The organism is Streptomyces sp. SID13666 (genome assembly GCF_010548325.1).
GTDB lineage: Bacteria > Actinomycetota > Actinomycetes > Streptomycetales > Streptomycetaceae > Actinacidiphila > Actinacidiphila fildesensis.
Map to the genome: position 1 here is coordinate 41940 of NZ_JAAGLX010000003.1, position 19542 is coordinate 61481.

The following is a 19542-nucleotide window of genomic DNA, read 5'->3' on the forward strand; positions in this document are numbered from 1 at the left end:
CGGGCACTGGCCCAGGCCGGGGCCTGCAAACTCGGCAGCGAAGGAGGCACGATGTCAGCCATCGATCGTTACCTCAAGAACAACGAGGTCTTCGCCCTGGAGTTCCCCGGACCACTACCGATGGAGCCGACCCAGCACGTCGCCGTGGTGGCCTGTATGGACGCGCGGATGAACATCTACGCAATCCTCGGCCTGAGGGAGGGTGAGGCAAGTGTGATACGGAATGCTGGCGGCGTTGTCACGGACGACGTCATCCGCTCCCTCGCCATCAGCCAGCAATTGCTGAATACTCGCGAGATCATCCTGGTCCATCACACCGACTGCCGGATGCTCACGTATCCCGCCTATAGCCTCAAGCCGCCGATCCGCAGCACGGGCGGCCGCAAGCCCCTTTGGCCGGAAGAGTCGTTCCACGATGTCGAGATCGATGTCCGCCGCTCGATGAGCCGTATCAAGGCGAGCCCCTACATCCCTCACCATGATGCCATGCGCGGGTATGTCTATGACGTCGCCACGGGGCGGCTCAACAAGGTGCAGTGATCACAGGAGCGATACGTCGCGGATGCTGCGAGCCGGAACGACACCGTGGTCGGCAACAGCATCCAGTGTCCCCTCAGACATGGTGCTGACCACGTCGGGGGCGACCAGGTCCATCACGTACCAGGTGTCGTCGTAGGCCGGGTCCTTCACCCCAGCGGACGCCCAGAGCTGGGCGCGCGACATCCTGCGCACAACCAACGTGGTCAGTGCCTGCAGTGCCTGCAGTGCCTCGCCGACCTCGACGGTGCGCAGCGCCAAGTCCTGAATCTGGGCCGTAGGCATCGCTGGCCTTTGCGAAGATCATCGGGTTCGTCGTCACCCCTACGACATGCCGGCCCCTGACCAGCTGTGCCAGGCTACGGTCGGTCAGCCTCTGCCGGCTCAGCGTCGAGCCAGATAGATCTCCCGCTCTCCGATAGCCGAGCAAGCACATCCACGACGCTTCCTTCTCATTTCGGCATCCGAGGAACACAGCAGGTGATTGTCGTGCATCAGGATGGTTTTGCTGGCGTGCTGGACGGCACGACCACGACAGGGAGGTGTGCGTGATGCACGACCTCGGTGCTGGTGGACCCCAGGGTGAGGCGTCCCCACGCGCCCGAGCCTCTGCTGCCCACGACCAAGAGGCAGGCATCTGCACTCGCTTCGAGCAGGACTTGCGAGGGGCGTCCCGGCTCCACTTTGATCTCTACCTCGACCGGGGTACCCCCCAACTGCTGCATGGCTTCTTCCACGGTGTGGGCAATGGCCTCATACGTGGCGTCACGTATCTGTGTGTCCAGGCCGTAGGAATCCGGCACGGTCAGCCATCCGTAACTGCTTGCCCTGGAGGCCGTGAAATCGTACGCACAAACCGCACGCAGGCTGGTATTCCGCGACTGTGCCTCGTGCAGGGCGAAGCGCATGGCGAGTTCGGAGATGTCTGAGCCATCGGTTCCCACAACGATTGGTGCATGCCCCGTGAACTGCGTCATGGAAATATCCATTTCGGTTGGCACTGCGGGTTCAGGTGACCCTGCGGACCACCAGCGCGGTGATGTCGTCCCGTTGGTCACCTCTGGTGTAACGGCGCAAGTCGTCGGCCAGGTCGTGGGCCACGTCCCACGGAGACACATCCGCCCAGACCCGGAGTTGTTCTTCGAGGGGATAGAACCCGCCTGCGGTGTCACGTGCCTCGGTGACGCCGTCGCTGCAGAGCAGGAGTGTCGCACCAGGGGGGAAGTCGAACCAGTCGACGATCCTGGGTTCCGCAGAAAGTTCCGCCAGACCGAGCGGCACGCCTGGTTCGCCCGTGGGAGCGGTGGTGACGGGTCCCCCGTCCAAGAGGTACAGCGGAAGGTGGCCGCAGCTAAGCTTGGCGTTTAACCCCGCAGGTCACCCGACCTGCTGAACTGCGGTTCTTCCCGGGACAGCGGACGCGGCCGTTCCTCACGCTTCGAGATGTCGAGTAACGAATCGTGAGAGAACGGCCGCTGCATATGAGTCTCCCCGTCGACGCACCCGCAGGCGAGGCATTGGGTGTGTTGTCCCGCTTTCGTGTCGAGTTCTACGACTGCCTGTACAGACGCGCGGACGCGCTCTTCGAGCTCACCGACGCGGTGCTGTGTGCGGACGGGCCGGTGAAAACTCTGGTCGAGCTCTCCTTGGCGGTCGAGCATCGGCGCGGGCACGGTGCGCTGTACGCGGCCCTGGACCGTGGCTGGCTGGAGCCGACACGGTTGCGCCGCGCGCTGGCGGGCCTGCCGCTGCCGAAGGCGGCCGACGGGCGGATCGTGCTCGCCGTGGACGTGTCGCACTGGCTGCGACCCGACGCTCCCACCAGCGGCGACCGGCTCTTCTGCCATGTCTACGGACGCGGCGACCGCAGCTCGGACCAGCTGGTGCCCGGCTGGCCCTACTCCTTCGTCGCGGCCCTGGAGTCCGGCCGCACCTCCTGGGTCGCTCTCCTGGACGCGGTCCGCCTGGGCCCGGCCGACGACGCGACTACCGTCACTGCCGCCCAACTCCGCGATGTCGTCGTACGGTTGATGAGCGCAGGTCACTGGAGACCAGGCGACCCGGACATCCTGATCGTGATGGACTCCGGCTACGACGTCGCCTATCTGACCCACGCTCTCGCCGACCTGCCCGTCGCGCTGGTCGGGCGCCTGCGCTCAGACCGGGTCATGCTCCGCGACCCCGGCCCCGCCCGGTCGGGTCCCCGGGGCGGGCGCCCCCGCCGGCATGGCGGCGTCCTCACATTTAAGAAGCCCGACAGCTGGCACGGGCCCGACGTCACAACCGCCACGGACACAACCCGCTATGGCACGGCCACCGCGACGGCCTGGGACCGGATGCACCCCCGACTCACCCACCGCGGACCCTGGCTGAACCACGCCAAGGAAGAACTCCCCGTCCTGCACGGCACGTTGATCCGCCTGAAGGTCGAGCGCCTGCCCGGTGACCGTGACCCGAAACCGGTCTGGCTGTGGTGCTCGGCCACCGCCGCCGCACCGGCGGACCTGGACCGCTGGTGGCAGTCCTTCCTCCGCCGCTTCGACCTGGAGCACACCTTCCGCCTGATGAAACAGACCCTGGGCTGGACCGCCCCGAAAATCAGGAATCCCGACACGGCCGACCTGTGGACCTGGCTGATCATCGCCGCCCACAACCAACTCCGCCTCGCCCGGCCCCTCGCCGAGGACCTGCGTCGCCCCTGGGAACGACCCAGCGAGTCCCGCCGCCTCACCCCAGCACGGGTCCGCCGGGGGTTTCGCAACGTCCGCGCGACAGCAGTCAGCCCGGCAAGCGCGCCGAAACCGTCCCGACCAGGTCCCGGACGGCCTCCCGGCTCGAAGAACAAGCAACGGGCCAGGCGCCACGACGTCGGCAAGACCGTCAAACGCGCCGAATCGATCAAGGAACACCAAGCCCAGCGGGGTTAAACGCCAAGCTAAGGGCCTGCGTTGCGTCCGAACCATCGACGCCGAGGATGAGAGCAGTGACGAACCGTTCGGGCTCTCCGGTCTGCGCCGCAAAGGCATTGTGGAGGCCGACTGCCGTCTCCAGAGCGTCCGCTACAGCGGTGAGCGTAGGCTCACGCTGAGCAGTCTCACGAAACGCGCCGAGCACAGCGAAGGCGGCTGCCACCGCGGGCAAGCCCTTGCCCTGAACGTCGCCGATGAGCAGACGCGTCCCGTACGGCGAAGCCACAGCCTCGTAGATGTCACCGCCCACCAGTAGGTCTTCCTCCACCGGAAGACATACTCCGTCGACGATCACCCGATCAGTGAGCACAGGCAAGGGGCGCAGCATCTGGCGCTGAAGCGCGGCAGCGCCAGATCGCATCCGCCGGGATTCCTCCTCCCGTCTGATCCGCTTATGGCAGGTCAGCACGCACAGCATGCCGAGAACAAAGGCCAGCACCATCACGATGACCTGGTCGCCGAGTGAGGGAAGCGGCCGGTAGACCAGTACTGCGATGATTACCAGGATCACCCACCCGACGGCATAAACCGTCTCGCGTAGCGTACCGATGGTAGCCGTCAGAGCGGGAAAGATAATCATGAGGGGGATCAATCGCACCGTGCTGTCACTGATGGCCAGCTCCAGCAGCACGAGGGGAATGGTCAGCGCCACCACGGACATCAAGGCGACGCCGGGCATGTGCTGAACACGCCTTCGCGATGTCTTCCGCCGCCCGCGCGCCTTGGAGAGCGCGTCAATGAGGTGAGGCCACATCAGCCAACGGAACACATTTCTACCGTCCCGCCGAAATCCCATCCACGCAAGTTTTGCTGTCGGGCTGCCCTACCAGAGCCTGACGGTTCACCTCCCGGTACGCGCTTACAGCCAGGCGTCACGATCAACGTGAGGCACACGCTCCATGGTGGGGCATGGCGTTGGGAGATGCCGGGCGCGCTCCGCGGTGGGACCTTGGGAAAGGGGAAAGATGTTGTCGGCCGCTCCGTACCGCCCCGGTCCACGCGCTGTCCGCTCTGACGTCGTCGCGGAACAGGAGTGCCCGAGATGCCGAAGGCGCAGTGTGCCGACACACCCAACGCGCTGGCGGCGCGGAGGACGGCACACACTCAGGGAACTCGTACACCAGTTCGCCCATCCGCTCGCGCTGCTGCTGGTGCTTGCCGCCGTACTGGCCGCCGCAACCGGCACGACCTCGCTGGCCGTGGCCATCCTGGCGGTGATCCTGCTCAATGCGCTGCTGGCCTTCGCCCAGGAGTAGCAGGCCGAGCGGGCGGTCGAGGCGCTGTCCGAGTTCCTGCCGGAACTGGCGACGGTGGTCCGCGACGGAGTGACCCGTGATGTTGCCGCCGCGTCCCTGGTGCTGGGGGACGTCCTGATCGTCGAGGAGGGCGACGGCGTATCCGCGGACGCACGGCTGATCGGCGGGGGGTCGAAGTGGACCTGTCGGCGCTCACGGGAGAGTCCTTCCCCGCGTTCCGGACGGCCGAGTCTGTCGACCGTCCGGGTCCGCTTCTTGACACGAGGGATCTGCTGTTCTCAGGTACGGCGTGCACCGGCGGCCAGGCTTCAGCAGTGATCACCGTAATCGGGATGCATACCGAACTGGGCCGGGTAGCGGCGCTCAGCCAGCGCACCCACCGCAGGGAGAGCTCCCTGGAACACCAGGTGAAGCGCGCAGCCCGGCTCATCGGGATCATCGCGATCGCGGTGGGGGTGGCCTTTCTGCCCCTCGGCCTCGCCGCAGGTCTCTCCCTCGGAGCGGGCGCGACCTTCGCCATCGGGCTGCTCGTCGCCAACTTACCCGAGGGACTGCTTCCGGCGATCACCCTCGCCCTGGCCATGGGCGTGCGGGAGCTGGCCCTCCGGGGAGCGGTGGTCAAATGGCTGTCCGCCGGCGAGGCGCTCGGCGCGACCACCGTCGTCTGCACCGACAAGACCGGCACCCTTATCGAGAACCGGATGCGGGCGGTCGCTCTGTGGATCCCGCAGGGCGAACGCCCGGCGGACGATCCGGCACCCCCGTCGGCGGGCGTACACATCCTCGTCGGCGCCGCAGTTGGAAGCCAGCCGCCGCACCTACGACAACATCCGCAAATTCATCGTCTACATCTTCACTCACGCGGTCCGCGAAGCGGTCCCCTTCCTGGCGTTCGCCCTCTCGAGCGGAGCCCTTCCCCAACCGCTGACGGTGATGCAGATCCTCGCCGTCGCCCTGGCACCGACACCCTCCCCACCGAGGACGCGGCGGCTGAGATCGTCGCGCACGCGTACCGGATCGCGGCGGCACATGGCTGGTCCACCAGCCACCAGCCCCGGTACTCAGCGGAACGGCATCGGGAACAGAGGAGAGACTCGTGAGAGCGCCTGACGCCGCGCGGATCGCCGTCGCCGCGAACCAGAGGCGGGAGGGGCGGGAGGACGCGCTAACACCGCGGAGCGGGCCCTGCTCACAGGCCCGGGCAGCACTCACATGCATTGCGCGGCCTCGCGATTCATCGTCTACCGCAGCCGAGTCCGGGCCCGCCGTGCGGAGCTGGAAACCAGCTAACGCTGCCGACGACGCATCGGCGTCCGCCGCTGATAGCGTGCTGTGATGCCTCCCGTGACACTGCTGACGTTCGGACACGGCCTTGCCGCACGCGAGGACCTGACCGCCCTCATTCATGGTGCTGGTGTACGCGGTGACGGACTCCTCATCTCTGACCATGTGTGATCGCGGTCTGGCCCACGGGATTCGCGATTCCCTGGACCCTGGCTATTCCGGCGCCCATGCCTCTTCGAAGGAAGAGTGTGAACAACGAGCCCGGGCTGATCCCCAGGCAGATCAGGACGGCGACCTTCGCGACCTCGGCGGCCACGTAGTACAGGTGCCCACGGGAACGAGGGAGGCACTCTCCGGCCAGTACCCGGTCGGACCTGCGGTTGAGCTGGGGACGGATCACGGCCACCTGTACCAGGAGCAGGAGGGACACGGCGACGGTCAGGAGGGTGACCACGCCGGGAGCGCCGCCCACGACGACCGCGACGATTACAGCGCCGGCCAGCACGGCCTCCACGAGGTTCAGCGCCCGGAAGACCAGCCAGCCGATGCCCAGTCCGATGGGGATGGTCACCCCTGGAGGCGCGGAATTTCAGCGGTGCCTCCAGGAAGGAGATCGCCAGCACCATTCCGAGCCAGACGAAAGTGGCCGCGCCCGCCACGGCGGCAGACGCCCGGTGGAGTACTGGCTTGCGAGAAACCGGACCCCCAGCATGGGCTCCATATGCGCCTCGATGAGGCTCTGAATATCTGCCTCGACGTCAGCAAGACGCGGCATGACCTCGGTCACGCCGCCTTTTGTGTTGAACAGCTTCAGGCCCGACACCTCCCCCTCCCCGCGTTCCCGTCCTGCAACAACGGCCGGGGCAAGATCGTTTCCGGAGGAAGAGATCAAACCCGTGCAAGCGGCACGGCTGACCCTGAATGACCAAGATCAGCCGTTGGTTTGACACAACCTCGTAGAGCGCGATATCTCCTAGCAGACAGCTAAAGACGCACAAACGGACGCGCTGGTGCGCCTATTCTTGGCGTTTCAGGGCTGCGAGTTCAGGATGGTGGGGGAAGTCTCCAGTTGCTGTTTCGAGCAGTGTGCGGAGACTAATCCGCTGTCCTCCCCCGCCGAGTTTGAGGTTACGCAGCGCACCGAACCAGTTCGCCCGACCGGTCCCGTAGAGCCTTAGGCGTGAGAGGTCTCCGCCTGCCCGGGCCCAGACTTCCTGATCGGTCGGGCCTGCGGGGTATAGGTCCGCCATGATCGTCTCGATCTCGCGCCAGCTGTCGGGCTCAACTGGTTCCGTGGGGGTCGGGGCTTTGAGACCGCCACGATCGAGTGCGACGGGGAAATTGTCTTCCAGATCGGAAGCCTTGAAGATGGGGTGCTGTCGACCGGGAAAGGATGTGCGGACATTTTCGGCGACGTGGTTGAAGACGTCGAATACCCGGATTAGACCGTCTCCTGTTGTGCGCGCTTTTCCTTTAAATGCTTCGAGGAGGTACTGCGTGAACACGCTGTTACGAGCACCGTTCATCACCAGGGAGAATTCCTGCGCGCGGGATGATGCAATAACGACGCGGCCGGTTCCCTGGGTGAGCTGATGGAGGGCTTTTTCGCTAAACCCTGTGCGGATGGGATCTTCTTCGCGATGTGTCTTCAGTGCGGCCACTCCACCAGCGTGGCAGGCGTCGACCAGCACCACCAGTCGCTGTGCATTGATTGCGGAAAGTGCTGCGGTGAGCTCAACTTCGAGGAGTGCCGTTCCAGGAAGATTGTTGGCCTGACAGTCGACAGGAAGGAGGGCGCTGATTTCGCCTACGGCTGCGGGGAATCGGGCACCATGTCCCGAAAAGAAGATAACGACTGTGTCCTGCGCCACGGATGATGATGCCAGGTCGGCCAAGCCAGAGCGAATCCCTTCCAAAGTCGCCTGGTCGTCCAGGAGGACCTGGACTTGGTTCGGCGGGAATCCGCAGTACTCTACCGCCCGGAGGGTGGATGCAATATCCCGGGCATCGTTCAGTACGGCCTCTGGGAGACTGCTTATATTGTCGTAGTTTGCCACACCGATAACTAGTGCACGCCTTGCCCCGTGGGTCATTTTCTCACAGCCCCATTTTCTTCGAGCACCGCTCGGCGGTCATCGCTCGTTCGTGAATTTTTGGTTACTAGCGAAAAAACTAAGGGATTGGTTCGCCGGGTAGTCGTTCCGCATTTCGTCCAGAAGTGACTTCAAGCGAGGCTTTCTGCTGCCGTGCTCGATGCGTTGGAGTGCTTGGTGCCATCGTGTGCGGCCGGTGCCTGTTTGATCGAGATCGGCGGCACGGCCGCCTGCTCGTTCCCACAACTCGCGGTCGTTGGGTCCTGCCGGGTATAGCTCGGCCGCCAGGTCTTCCAGCGCTTTCCACCGCTCGGCGGAGCTGACCGCGGACAGTCCGTGTCGCCATCGGTCCAACAGACTGATTATAGGCAGGCACGCGCGTAGCGCAGGCCGGATGTCCTCACGCCCGTAACGCAGCATGACTGTCAAATCCCCGGCCGTGTGGCGCCAATGCCGATCCAGTGCGAGATGGCCGATGGCCTCCCAGGTAGCGGCAGGAATGCGCTGCCCACTGGAGACAACCGTGCGAAGCCATCTGCGGAAGCGATCTTCCTCGAATGCTGGCAACACCGTCACAATCCCGACAACCGCACCGGCTTCCAAACGGCCAAGCTGACCGTCGAGTTCGGGACTACTGAGAACAGCGGTTTGGAGAAGCGGTTCCAGGTGGAACGGGGGCAGGCCCGTAGCAGCCTTCTCCAGCCATCCCTGCACGGTCGCCCTGATGAGGGCGTCGTGATCCGGGCCGCTGAGTTTCGCCCATAGTTCGGAACGGCGTGAGAAACCGCTCAGGTCGGCTAGGGGCGTACGGGACAGAGCGCCGATGAGGCCGTCATGGACAGGTCGGCCGTCAATAAGGTCGATGAGAGCCGATTGAAATGCGGCCTCTGGGTTAGCGGGCCCTCGCCAAGCGTTCAGGTCGTAGTTCAGCGAGGCCGCCCACAGGGCTTGAGCCGTCTGAGTGGAGAAGTCGACGTTCGTGAGGAGCGTTAGTGTCCGGGAGGCGTAAGCGCCTGCCAGGTCAATCATCCGTGGGTCGCCGATGTCGATCGAGCAGCGCACAATCTGTTCCGGCGTCGCGTTCCTCAACGCTAGCTCCAGGCCGTCCGCGAAAGGGTTGGCTTGGATGGCGAGTTGGAGGCGGGCGGCCTCGCATGGGGGGAAGGCCGTCGACGCCGCGACGCCGTGCAGTCGCAAGAAACGCCCTTCGCGGGCAAGGGCGATCATGTGTTGCGCCGCGCCGAGGGGCAGCGTGCGCGGGGCAGTCTCAACCAGTCGTCCCTCCAACTCCCCCTCCGGTTCAGCCGCTGTCCACAGAGGCCGCAAAAGATCTGGATCAGCTGCAACCCAGCGCCATACAGCGCGAGCGAACCCCGGACCTGGCGCGCACGCCGCCTTCCGCAGTCCTCCGAGAACGGCTTCCCGCCATAGGCGCGTGCTCTTGGACGGCTGTGTGGCGTCCTGAATCATCGTGGTGAATGACATATCCTGGGTGGCCGGGAAGGCGTTGTCCCCCGTCCACGTCGCCAGTTGTTTCCATACCGCCTGGGCGTGGTCGAACCCTTGCATGTCGAGGTTCCGCAGTGTCAGGACGTCGTCTGTGGTCGCGGTCTCAAGCTGGTGCAGTAGGCGCCTAATGAGATCGGCCTTGCCGCTCGTGCCGCGGGTGGGCTCGGGTGACAGTCTCTGCACTAGCCGCACGGCGGCGATGGTGCTGTCGATCGTGGCCGGCACGTCAGTAGTGAGCCGGTATGCCTGTTCCAGCAGGGAGAGTTCGCTGAACCCGTTGCTTTCGGCTCCGATTTCGTCAGCGAAGGAGAGTAGTAGTGTGCTCTCCTCGTGGTCGGTGAGTGCGGCGGCCACCAGGGAGCCCGGCACCGGTGTCACGGTGTCCAGCCGCTTGTACCCGCGCCACCGCGCTTCGAGGCTACGGGGGGTGCATACCAGTGCTGGCGTTGGAATCTCGACAAGGTCGGCGGGGCCGAAGCTGAGGCGGAACGCGAAGTTTCGGCGCATCGCCGGCCACAGCCGAGCCCACAAGGACACGACAAGGTCGTCGAAGTCTTGGTGGCCTAGGCGGACCGCGGGGCCGGCCGGGCGCTGTACGAGCGCTGCTGCGGCCGCTGGCAGATCGGCTGCGGCAGGGGGGATGTCGTTCTCGAATTCGAGTTCCAGGGGTGCGATGGTCAGAGGGGCGTGGGGTCGGGCCATCAGCCGAGCGAGAAGGGGTCGCAGGTCGGAGGCGGAGACGAGGTCGTTGAGAGACACGATGAGCGCGTGAGACAGCACCATTCCTGCCCGCGTTGCTTGCGGGTCCCGGAAGGTGCGAGCGAGCACGTAGTAGTCATCGTGGGGAAACCCTGACAGGAAAGGTGACCACTCCACGCCAGACGGTGCGGTGTCGGGCAGGTCGAGTCGGGGTGCTAGCTCGGCTGCAAGGCCCCGGAGGCCACTGGTTTCCCTGAGCGCATGCCCTCCCCGGACTTCCCCGAACAGCGCCTGCTCTGCATGAATACGCAAGGCCCTAGTCCGCCTTTTGTCGGCTGTGTTCGTCAAGAAGGAGGTGGATTGGCCAGGTGAGGTCGGGTGAGTGCGTCCCCTCAGGCATCACGACGAACCCGAAGTGCTCAGGGCCGCAACTGGAGTACTCGCTGTCGGATGTGTGCGGGTTGAGGGGGCGCCCCAGGGCTGACAGCCCCAAGACGCAAGGCTCAGGCCATCTGGCACTGAGGAACGCCCAAAACATTGGCAGGCGTGCCCGGAGTGCCTCGGCCGGGGTGCCGTCGAATCCGAGTTCGTCCCAGCAAGTGAGCAGTACGGCCAACTGTGGGTTTCCCAGTCGAAGTGGGGACGACATATCCCTGACGTAGATGAGCATTTGGAGAAGCTCAATGAGGCGCGCCTGGTCCGAGATCTGGTGGGCTGAGTTCTCAGGAGCCGCTTTCCGCAGGTCGGAAAGGGGGCGTGAGAGTACGTCTTCGCCCAGTTGCGTCTGTTGGAGGCGGATCATCAGCATCCAGCTGTTTGTATGCTGCACACGCGTACGCCACGCACTTGGCACGCGACGCGACTCGATCATGGATTTGATCTGCTCGCCGCCGTATTCGGGCCAAATGAGTTGTCCGCATGTGCCATTCTCTTGCGATACGGGCCACACGCTGTCCACGTAGGTGGAGGTAGCGGTGTGATCGGCTGCTCTTCCTTCGCTGAGACTTTCCAGTGCCGCTTCAAACGACTCAAGGTTTGTCGCTTGGCCGTCCATGCGAAGTCGGCAGTCCTTCTTCATGAGCCGCCTGAGAAGTTGCGCCCCGTAATGCGTTTTTCCCACACCACTCTCGCCGAGCAGAAGGATGGAATCGCCCGAAGTGCTCATGCTGACCCCACCCCGTACATGAATAGCGGGTCGTCGCTGGCGGATGGGACTGGCGGCAGAACGGCGCACGGCGGTCGTGAGGTGAGTGCCCAGTCCAGAAGGCTAGCCAGGGAGCCGTCTGCCTGCCGTTCGCCGGTGTCGCCCGAGGTGATGCGGACTGAGAATTCTCCAGCCCCGGGCATGGGGCCAAATACGGACTGACGGACGGAGTCCTCCATTCCGGGAGTGATAGGGACGTCTGATTTGGTCCATACCAGTGCAGTAGGGCGAGATTTTCGTTCGTCAGCCACGCGGGCGGCGAGTAGCTGCAGGGCATTGCGGGCGGACCCCATGGTCGCGCCCGACAGCGCCTCACGGTCGGCGACGAGAAGTAGGACATCGGCATGTTCGGCGATCCAACGGGCCCCTGCGGCCTCGGACCCGCCCTTGTTGACTGCCCACTTTTGGAACCACTCGCCTGGCGCGTCGGTGAACAGGTAGTCCGTGGGCTGCTTCTTCTGCTCGGCACGGAAGCTCAGATGCAGCAGCCCTGGGGCCCGTCCGCTGCGGCTGGTTGTGTGGGGGGGAAAACTGGGCGCCTGGCCCGGGGCCCACCGGAGGGAGTTCGACACTGCCTCCCAGCCGGCCAGGGAGAACGAGCCTGCAAACTGGCCTGCGCGCAGATCAGCAGCGCCGCGGCCGAGGAGCAAGTACCAGGCGCCCAACATGGTCGTCTTCCCGGCGTTCTGTGGCCCAATGGTTGCGATGATGCGGGGACGAGCGCGGCCCGCGACGAAGGCGAGATCAGCAAGTCCCAGTGCACTGCCGGACCAGGGCAGCAGTACGTCATCCGTTGGCTCGGGCGCGGAAGTCGCCTTGCCTGTGCCGTGATACACGGGGCATGCGGAAAGGTCTACGTGGCCGAGGGCACAACCGGTGTCGGGAACGAAGCAGCTCTGCTGTGAGCAGTCATTCATACCGTTCACGCTCGTGTCCGCCGTCTGCCGCTGCGGCTGGCCTTGGTGGCGGCTGTGGCGCTGGTGGCTTGGAACTCGCGAAACACCCAGCACGCCCACTGCGGCAGTGTCAAGCGTGCATCATGTGGTACCCCCGTCAAGCGGCGAAAGGCGTTCTCGTCGCGTGAGGCAGGAACATCGCGGTGGGCGATCAGCGCGATCACCGGCCCGCGGCCTTCGGGTTCTGCCGTGATCAGTGCCCCGGCATCCCGGGCTCCATTTAGCGAGGCATCGGTCTGCGCACGTTCGACAAGGTCACGGACCGCGTAGGTCTGTTCCACCTCAACGAGGGGAAGCGACATAACCGTCTCAGCCAGGAAGGCAACCACGCTAGCAGGGGAGGACGCTGGCACCTGCTGGTGCAGGTCGAAGGCCATCAGGGTTGCCGCCACGGTCGGTGGCAGGTCCCGGTAACTGACCTGACCGGTCGGAGAGAACAGAGACTCCTTCCACCACAACAGGGCTACCCTCCGCTGGAGGCCCGCGGTGGCGGCTGCCACGGCGGTCAGTGCTTCCGCGACGTACCCGGACACGCCCGCTGCCAGCGACCGGATCGGCTCCGACAAATCGACGCTTTGAACTGTCACTCCGTCTACGGCCGCATCCAGAGCCTCAGCCACAGAGACAGCCATACGATCACCGAACTCACCTACCCAGTTGTGGGGGGCGTTGTGCGCCCAGTGGGGATTTCCGTTCGTGGCCACCTGCCCCTGCTGCGGGTGCGCGTATTGAGGGCCCGCCGCTGCTTGGAACTCGGCCCTGAGCTGGTCAACATCCGTGCGACCGGCGGATACCGCCAGCGGCGTGAGGTCCGGGACCTTGAAGTCCGCGACCGGGGCTGGGACGGAGGAGGGCACCGCCCACTCGGCTTCGGCCCGCGCGTCGACTACCTTCTCGATCCCCGTGATCACATCGGCCCACACCGAAGTGTCCGCACCCAACTCCGAAACCGCGAAGGCATTGCGAGTCAGAGCGACAAAGGCCGCTCCGACTGGGGCGTTGTCCGCAGCCGCCTGGACGAGAGCCTCAAGAACGATGGCGCGAGCCACTGCCACCGGCGGGCCGGAGAAGGTGTTGACATACGTCACCCAGTGCTTGGCGAGAGCGGCGAGCGCTTCGACGATCACGGGATCGCCAGCATCTACCTCAGGGTCGACAGCCGTTAGGACGTAGGCGACCGCCTTGGAAGGAGACTTCCGGAGTGCACCGGCCAGGTCACCGGCCGCAAGGCCAATCTTCTCGAGCTTGGTGTCATCTCCTTGGACATCAATAAGCCCACTTGTCAAGAAACGCAGAAGGATACTTTCAGCCACTTACGCCCCATTCCCGCCGTGCCCCGCTACCGTATCGCGGTCAAACACCGGCCAGCCGGCTTGTCGCCGCATGTGGTTCACGTCCCGCAGTTGCCTCGGTTCTGAACTGCAAGTCAGGCACCAGAGCTTACCGACAGTAGACCCACTGGGCCTGGTCCGCATGTCGCGACACTCGCATAAGCTGCGCTGCATCCGCCCAGGAACCGCACACTACGTACATCGGATACGGCACACGGCCACCCCGACGGAAGTACCGGCTGGGGCTGGCTGCCTCGAGACGTCACGCCCACGTCAGGAGCGATGCGAGGGTGGAGGCTGCTTGGTAGGACTCCGCAGATTCTCGTAGCGGGTGGCGAGGCCGCGCCGCTGCTTCAGGCGGTCTATAAGCACCGTTCGACCAGGTGGCGGTACTTATAGAGCTCTGAATGAGAGTAGGCGGGCGGCGGCCGCGCCGCAGGCGGTTGGCGATCTGGTCGCACCGTTCGGGGATGGTGCGGCCGATATCGTGCCGCCGCAGCCACTCCGGATCGCCTTCGAGTTGCAGCCTTTGTCGCCCAGTACGTGATCGGGCCGCACCCGCAGGCGTCCCGGACCGATCCAGCGCACCCTTGTCGCCCCCACTACGGCTCCCCACGAGTGCGGGGAGCAGCTCCTGCGTGGCCTCTCTGATCACGCCGACCTCAGGCGGGACACGGCAGGGTCCATCCCCGCGGGTGCGGGGAGCAGGGTGGCCGGCCCAGGCCCGTCGTCTCTATGACGGGTCCATCCCGCGCGAGCGGGGAGCAGGCTGGTGACCTGCGAAGTCAGCCTCAGGAACTCGGATTTGAAGCACTTCCATCGACTCGGACATTACGGACCCCTGCGCCTTTTTGAATTCGGCGGTCACTGAACGCCCCGTTGACGATCCGCCCTTCCCGATCTCCGCAGAAGGTACCCCCGCCGGATACCACGCAGTGTCGTCACCGCCCGCCCCACAGCAGAAGCGGGATGGGCGAGCCGGGGCATCACCAAACCGCGTCAATCACCCCGGAGCACACCCTGCCGCCAGACACAGAACCCGCCAGCACCACCCCCACTGCAGCCCCCCACGCCTGACGGCAGAGCCCCGCCAGATGCAACCGGCGGGGCCCTCACCTCTCACAGACGTCTCACTAACAACACCGACGACCCTAGACCACAAGACCCCGACCTGGCATTACGCCACTTCCTTGTACCCAGTGGACGCCTCTGGACGGCCCCTACAACCTGTGCCAGGTGGTGCCGTTACAGCTCACTCCGAAGGGCAGTCGCGGGCAGGTTTGGCTGCGATCAGGCCGCGTCCCACAGGCCGGCGTCCAGGACGCGTGCCGCCTTGGCGATGCTCCCCGGCATCAGGTGCCGGTAGGTGCGGTACGTCTCCTCGATCGATTTGTGCCCCATCCACTCCGCCACGTCGGTGATCGGGATGCCACTACCCAGCGCGTTGGAGGCGAAGTAGTGCCGAAAGCCGTACATCCCCATCCCGTCCACTACGGGCAGCTTCTCAAACAGTGCGCGGACGCGCCGACGTTCCATCGGCTCCGTGTAGTACCCGCTCGGCCCCCGCAGCAAATACCCTTCCCTCGTCGTGCCGTGCTTCGCCTCATAACGTTCGATCGCCTCCCGCACCGAGCGGGGCAGCGGAACCTCCCGAAACTCCCCCACCTTGCGATGCTTCAGCTTCGCCGGACGGTGCGTGTTGGAGTGGATCTGCTCGTGTACCCGGTACACGTCGTCCGCTACCGCGTTGTTGATATTCACGGACCTGGCTTCGCCATTGCGCAATCCGCACCCCGCCATCATCACGATCTCCAGAGCAAGGTCGTCACCCGCGACCGCCAACGCCTGCTTCACATATGCCAGGTCCGGAATAACCACCTTCTGGCGAACGTACTCCGGCTCCTGCACCCCCTTGATCGGATCATCCGCCATCGCCCCCTTGTCGTAGGCGTCCCGCAGAATCGCCTTGAGGGTGCGCAGTATGTTGACCTGATTCCCCCGGCCAACGCCGTCGGCCTCCAGCTCGTCCAGGAAACGCTCCACCACGATGGGGGTCACGGATATCAGCTTCCGCGAACCTAGGCGCGGAACGATATGGACGTTGATGGAGCTGTTGACGTGCTCGCCCGTTGAGTATTCAGTCATCCGGCGCTGCCGGGGGCGCCACTGCTTGGCGTACTCCGCGACCGTCTTCTGTCCCAACTCCCGGCGCGCTTCCGCGACAGACGGCGCCGTGCGCTTCTTCTCCGCGTAGATCTGCGTGAGGCGTTCGATCGCGTCGTCCTGCGTGGCGAAGCCGCCCTCTTCGAGCTGCTTCCCCAGACCGCTGCGGAAACGGATGGTGTACGGATGGGGGCACCGAGTCGGCTTGGCGCAGGCACAACCCTTGGAGAACGAGCCCATACCCCGGGCGAGTTGACGAGCCATGTGATGAACCTTCCGAGCGAGAGCCAAGCATCTGCGCTCTGGTCCCCGCGCGGCGGTCGCCAGGTCAGCATGTCACGACGCATCCGCGCCCAATGCTGACCGTTTGCTGACCTGAGCCACCCGATCATAGCTTTGACCTGCACACATGCCCAGATGCTAGATCTTGGACTTGAACATGGTGCGCTGCATGGCTGCGACTCCTGGCGGTGAAAGGTCGCGCCCCTGAAGGGTGCGCGCCGTCAGCGAACAGCGTAGGACATGCCCGGCGAAGCGCGGCGATGACCCCCGTCACGGTCTCGCCCGTGTTCAGAACCCGAAGACACCTACTTTCCGGGATACCCGCTGGTCATCGCTCCGCTTCAACATCTGTCGCAATTTCCGGGCCATTTACCGTTGTTCGCCGAGCTTCTCCCGGTCCCCGTTCGCACTGCGTGCACAACTCTTGACATGCAGGAAACACAGGGAGAACCATCGCGGTGTACCGGGAGAGCGCTCTCTCACGCGTGAGGACTCACCCGTGAGGACGCACCCGCATGTCGCTGCCCTCATCGCGTCGTCCGGCCACCGCACGGCCGGACGGCCACCGAGTCCTGCCCTCGCACGTGGAAAACAGGAGAGTTGCTCATGCTCGCACCCCCCACCGGTCCACCGGCGCCGAGACCGACGGCGCCGGTGAACCTGCGCAACACGGCCGTGGCGGTCATCACGGCGCTGATCGCCTCGCTGCTCCTCTTCATCCCCTCGCACTCCGCGCACGCGGCGGGCACCCTCCTGTCGCAGGGCAAGGCCGCGACGGCGTCCTCCACCGAGAACGGCGGCACCCCCGCCGCGGCCGCGGTCGACGGCAACACCGGCACCCGCTGGTCCAGCGCCGCCGCCGATCCCCAGTGGATCCAGGTCGACCTCGGCACCACCGCCACCATCAGCCGGATAGCCCTCACCTGGGAGACGGCGTCCGCCAAGGCCTTCGCGATCCAGGTCTCCGACAACGGCACCACCTGGACCGACGCGTACTCCACCACGACGGGCCCCGGCGGTAGCCAGACGCTGGACGTCAACGCTTCCGGGCGCTACGTCCGTATGTACGGCACCGTCCGCGCCACCGGCTACGGCTACTCCCTCTGGGAGTTCCAGGTCTTCGGCACCCCGGGCGGCACCACGCCGCCCACCGGGGGCACGCCGCTCTCGCAGGGCAAGGCCGCCACGGCGTCGTCCACCGAGAACGCGGGCACGCCCGCCGCCTCCGCGGTCGACGGCAACACCGGCACCCGCTGGTCCAGCGCCGCGACCGACCCCCAGTGGATCCAGGTCGACCTCGGCGCCACCGCCACCATCAGCTCCGTCACCCTCAACTGGGAAGCGGCGTACGCCAAGGCCTTCAAGGTCCAGACGTCGGACAACGCGTCGACGTGGACCGACGTCTACTCCACCAGCACGGGCACCGGCGGCAACCAGACGCTGAACGTGACCGGCACCGGGCGCTACGTCCGGGTCTACGGCACCACCCGCGCGACCGTATACGGCTACTCGCTGTGGGAGTTCCAGGTCTACGGCACCCCGGGCGGCACCACCGACCCCGGTGGCCCGATCGAGGGCGGCGGTGACCTCGGTCCCAACGTGAAGGTCTTCGACCCGTCCACCCCCAACATCCAGGGGACGCTGGACCAGATCTTCACGCAGCAGGAGTCGGCCCAGTTCGGCACCGGCCGGTACCAGCTGTTCTTCAAGCCGGGCACGTACAGCGGCCTGAACGCGCAGATCGGCTTCTACACCTCGATCTCGGGTCTCGGCCTCAACCCCGACGACACCCAGATCAACGGTGACATCACCGTCGACGCCGGCTGGATGGCGGGCAACGCCACCCAGAACTTCTGGCGCTCCGCGGAGAACCTGGCGATCACGCCGTCCAACGGCACCGACCGGTGGGCGGTCGCGCAGGCCGCGCCCTTCCGCCGGATCCACGTCAAGGGCGGGCTGAACCTGGCGCCCGCGAGCTACGGCTGGGCGAGCGGCGGCTACATCGCCGACAGCAAGATCGACGGCACCGTCGGCCCGTACTCGCAGCAGCAGTGGTACACCCGTGACAGCTCGGTCGGCGGCTGGACCAACGGCGTCTGGAACATGGTGTTCTCGGGTGTCCAGGGCGCTCCGGCGCAGGGCTTCCCGAACCCCGTGTACACGACGCTCGCCACCACCCCGGTGTCGCGCGAGAAGCCGTACATGTACCTGGACGGCAACGACTACAAGGTCTTCGTCCCGTCCAAGCGCGTCAACGCCGTCGGTACGTCCTGGCCGAACACGCCGGGCACCTCGCTTCCGCTGAGCCAGTTCTACGTGGCGAAGCCGGGGGTCTCCGCGGCGACCATCAACGCGGCGCTCGCCCAGGGTCTCAATCTGCTCTTCACCCCTGGCGTCTACCACGTCGACCAGGCGATCAACGTGACCCGCGCCGACACCGTCGTGCTCGGTCTCGGCCTGGCCACCATCGTTCCGGACAACGGCGTGACAGCGGTCAAGGTCGCCGACGTCAACGGCGTCAAGCTGGCCGGCTTCCTGATCGACGCCGGTACGGTCAACTCGCCGGTGCTGCTGCAGATCGGCCCGGCCGGGTCCTCCGCCGGCCACGCCGCCGACCCCACGTCCATGCAGGACGTGTTCGTGCGGATCGGTGGCGCGGGCCCCGGCCAGGCGACCACCGCGGTCGAGGTGAACAGCAACGACACGATCATCGACCACACCTGGCTGTGGCGCGCCGACCACGGCGCGGGCGTCGGCTGGAACACCAACCCGTCCGACTACGGGCTGAAGGTCAACGGCGCCAATGTGCTGGCGACCGGACTCTTCGTCGAGCACTTCAAGAAGTACGACGTGGAGTGGAGCGGCGAGAACGGCAGGACGATCTTCTTCCAGAACGAGATCGCCTACGACCCGCCGAACCAGGCCGCCATCCAGAACGGCAGCATCAGGGGCTTCGCCGCCTACAAGGTCGACGACAACGTCACGACGCATGAGGGCTGGGGCCTCGGCAGTTACTGCAACTTCACCGCGGATCCGACGATCGTGCAGGACCACGGTTTCGAGGCACCGAACAAGCCGGGCGTGAGGTTCCACGACCTGCTGGTGGTGTCGCTCGGCGGCATGGGCCAGTACGCCCACGTCATCAACGACGTCGGGTCGCCGACGTCGGGTACCTCGACGGTGCCGTCCACGGTGACGTCGTACCCGTAACCCGCTGACGGCACGAGTGCCGGGCACGGGGCGGCACGGGAGTGAGCCG

Annotated in this window: 12 protein-coding genes and 5 pseudogenes; 5 read left to right on the forward strand and 12 right to left on the reverse strand. The window is 65.6% G+C overall.

What is annotated here, in order from left to right:
• Positions 1–51 precede the first annotated feature (51 nt).
• Complete coding sequence (locus G3I60_RS07285) at positions 52–540, forward strand: carbonic anhydrase (RefSeq protein WP_164606890.1); 489 nt, start codon at positions 52–54, stop codon at positions 538–540.
• A gap of 36 nt (positions 541–576) precedes the next feature.
• Here the strand turns inward: G3I60_RS07285 and G3I60_RS45195 are convergent.
• The 3 genes and pseudogenes from G3I60_RS45195 to G3I60_RS07300 form a co-directional block, all read right to left on the reverse strand.
• A pseudogene (locus G3I60_RS45195) lies at positions 577–720 on the reverse strand (transaldolase family protein); the annotation flags it as partial.
• Positions 721–1031: 311 nt separating this feature from the next.
• On the reverse strand, positions 1032–1514 hold the full coding sequence (locus G3I60_RS07295; protein ID WP_164606894.1) for a universal stress protein: 483 nt from the start codon (positions 1512–1514) through the stop codon (positions 1032–1034).
• Between the two features lie 31 nt (positions 1515–1545).
• Positions 1546–1878, reverse strand: a pseudogene (locus tag G3I60_RS07300) (PP2C family protein-serine/threonine phosphatase); the annotation flags it as partial.
• A 140-nt stretch (positions 1879–2018) separates the two neighbouring features.
• Between G3I60_RS07300 and G3I60_RS07305 the strand changes: the two are divergent.
• Entirely contained in the window at positions 2019–3464 is a 1446-nt protein-coding gene (locus G3I60_RS07305; protein ID WP_164606896.1) for an NF041680 family putative transposase, read from the forward strand.
• Here the strand turns inward: G3I60_RS07305 and G3I60_RS07310 are convergent.
• Positions 3436–4185 carry a SpoIIE family protein phosphatase gene (locus tag G3I60_RS07310; RefSeq protein ID WP_164606898.1) on the reverse strand — a complete coding sequence of 250 codons (750 nt, stop codon included), beginning with the start codon at positions 4183–4185 and terminating at the stop codon, positions 3436–3438. The genes G3I60_RS07305 and G3I60_RS07310 overlap by 29 nt on opposite strands.
• Before the next feature lie 379 nt (positions 4186–4564).
• On the opposite strand from G3I60_RS07310, the gene G3I60_RS44500 reads away from it, so the two are divergent.
• Entirely contained in the window at positions 4565–4762 is a 198-nt protein-coding gene (locus G3I60_RS44500; protein WP_203672409.1) for a hypothetical protein, read from the forward strand.
• Between the two features lie 69 nt (positions 4763–4831).
• Positions 4832–5862: pseudogene (locus tag G3I60_RS44510) on the forward strand (hypothetical protein).
• 449 nt (positions 5863–6311) lie between these two features.
• On the opposite strand, the pseudogene G3I60_RS07320 reads toward G3I60_RS44510, so the two are convergent.
• The 8 genes and pseudogenes from G3I60_RS07320 to G3I60_RS07350 form a co-directional block, all read right to left on the reverse strand.
• Positions 6312–6672, reverse strand: a pseudogene (locus G3I60_RS07320) (hypothetical protein); the annotation flags it as partial.
• Positions 6673–6716: 44 nt separating this feature from the next.
• Positions 6717–6869 (reverse strand): annotated as a pseudogene (locus G3I60_RS07325) (transporter); the annotation flags it as partial.
• Between the two features lie 193 nt (positions 6870–7062).
• Complete coding sequence (locus tag G3I60_RS07330) at positions 7063–8139, reverse strand: caspase family protein (protein ID WP_164606900.1); 1077 nt, start codon at positions 8137–8139, stop codon at positions 7063–7065.
• Positions 8140–8178: 39 nt separating this feature from the next.
• Positions 8179–10695 carry an effector-associated domain EAD1-containing protein gene (locus tag G3I60_RS07335; protein ID WP_343241928.1) on the reverse strand — a complete coding sequence of 839 codons (2517 nt, stop codon included), beginning with the start codon at positions 10693–10695 and terminating at the stop codon, positions 8179–8181.
• Positions 10664–11512, reverse strand: a complete 849-nt coding sequence (locus G3I60_RS07340) for a hypothetical protein (protein WP_239069617.1) — start codon at positions 11510–11512, stop codon at positions 10664–10666. The genes G3I60_RS07335 and G3I60_RS07340 overlap by 32 nt, the downstream gene beginning before the upstream one ends.
• Complete coding sequence (locus tag G3I60_RS45200; protein ID WP_275416299.1) at positions 11509–12468, reverse strand: hypothetical protein; 960 nt, start codon at positions 12466–12468, stop codon at positions 11509–11511. Before G3I60_RS45200 ends, G3I60_RS07340 begins: the two co-directional genes overlap by 4 nt.
• Before the next feature lie 5 nt (positions 12469–12473).
• Positions 12474–13820, reverse strand: coding sequence for a GTPase-associated system all-helical protein GASH (locus G3I60_RS07345; protein WP_164606904.1), 1347 nt, complete (start codon positions 13818–13820; stop codon positions 12474–12476).
• Between the two features lie 1308 nt (positions 13821–15128).
• Positions 15129–16265: a site-specific integrase gene (locus G3I60_RS07350; RefSeq protein WP_164606906.1), complete on the reverse strand. Its 1137-nt coding sequence runs from the start codon at positions 16263–16265 to the stop codon at positions 15129–15131.
• 624 nt (positions 16266–16889) lie between these two features.
• Between G3I60_RS07350 and G3I60_RS07355 the strand changes: the two genes are divergently transcribed.
• On the forward strand, positions 16890–19493 hold the full coding sequence (locus G3I60_RS07355; RefSeq protein ID WP_164293477.1) for a discoidin domain-containing protein: 2604 nt from the start codon (positions 16890–16892) through the stop codon (positions 19491–19493).
• Positions 19494–19542 lie beyond the last annotated feature (49 nt).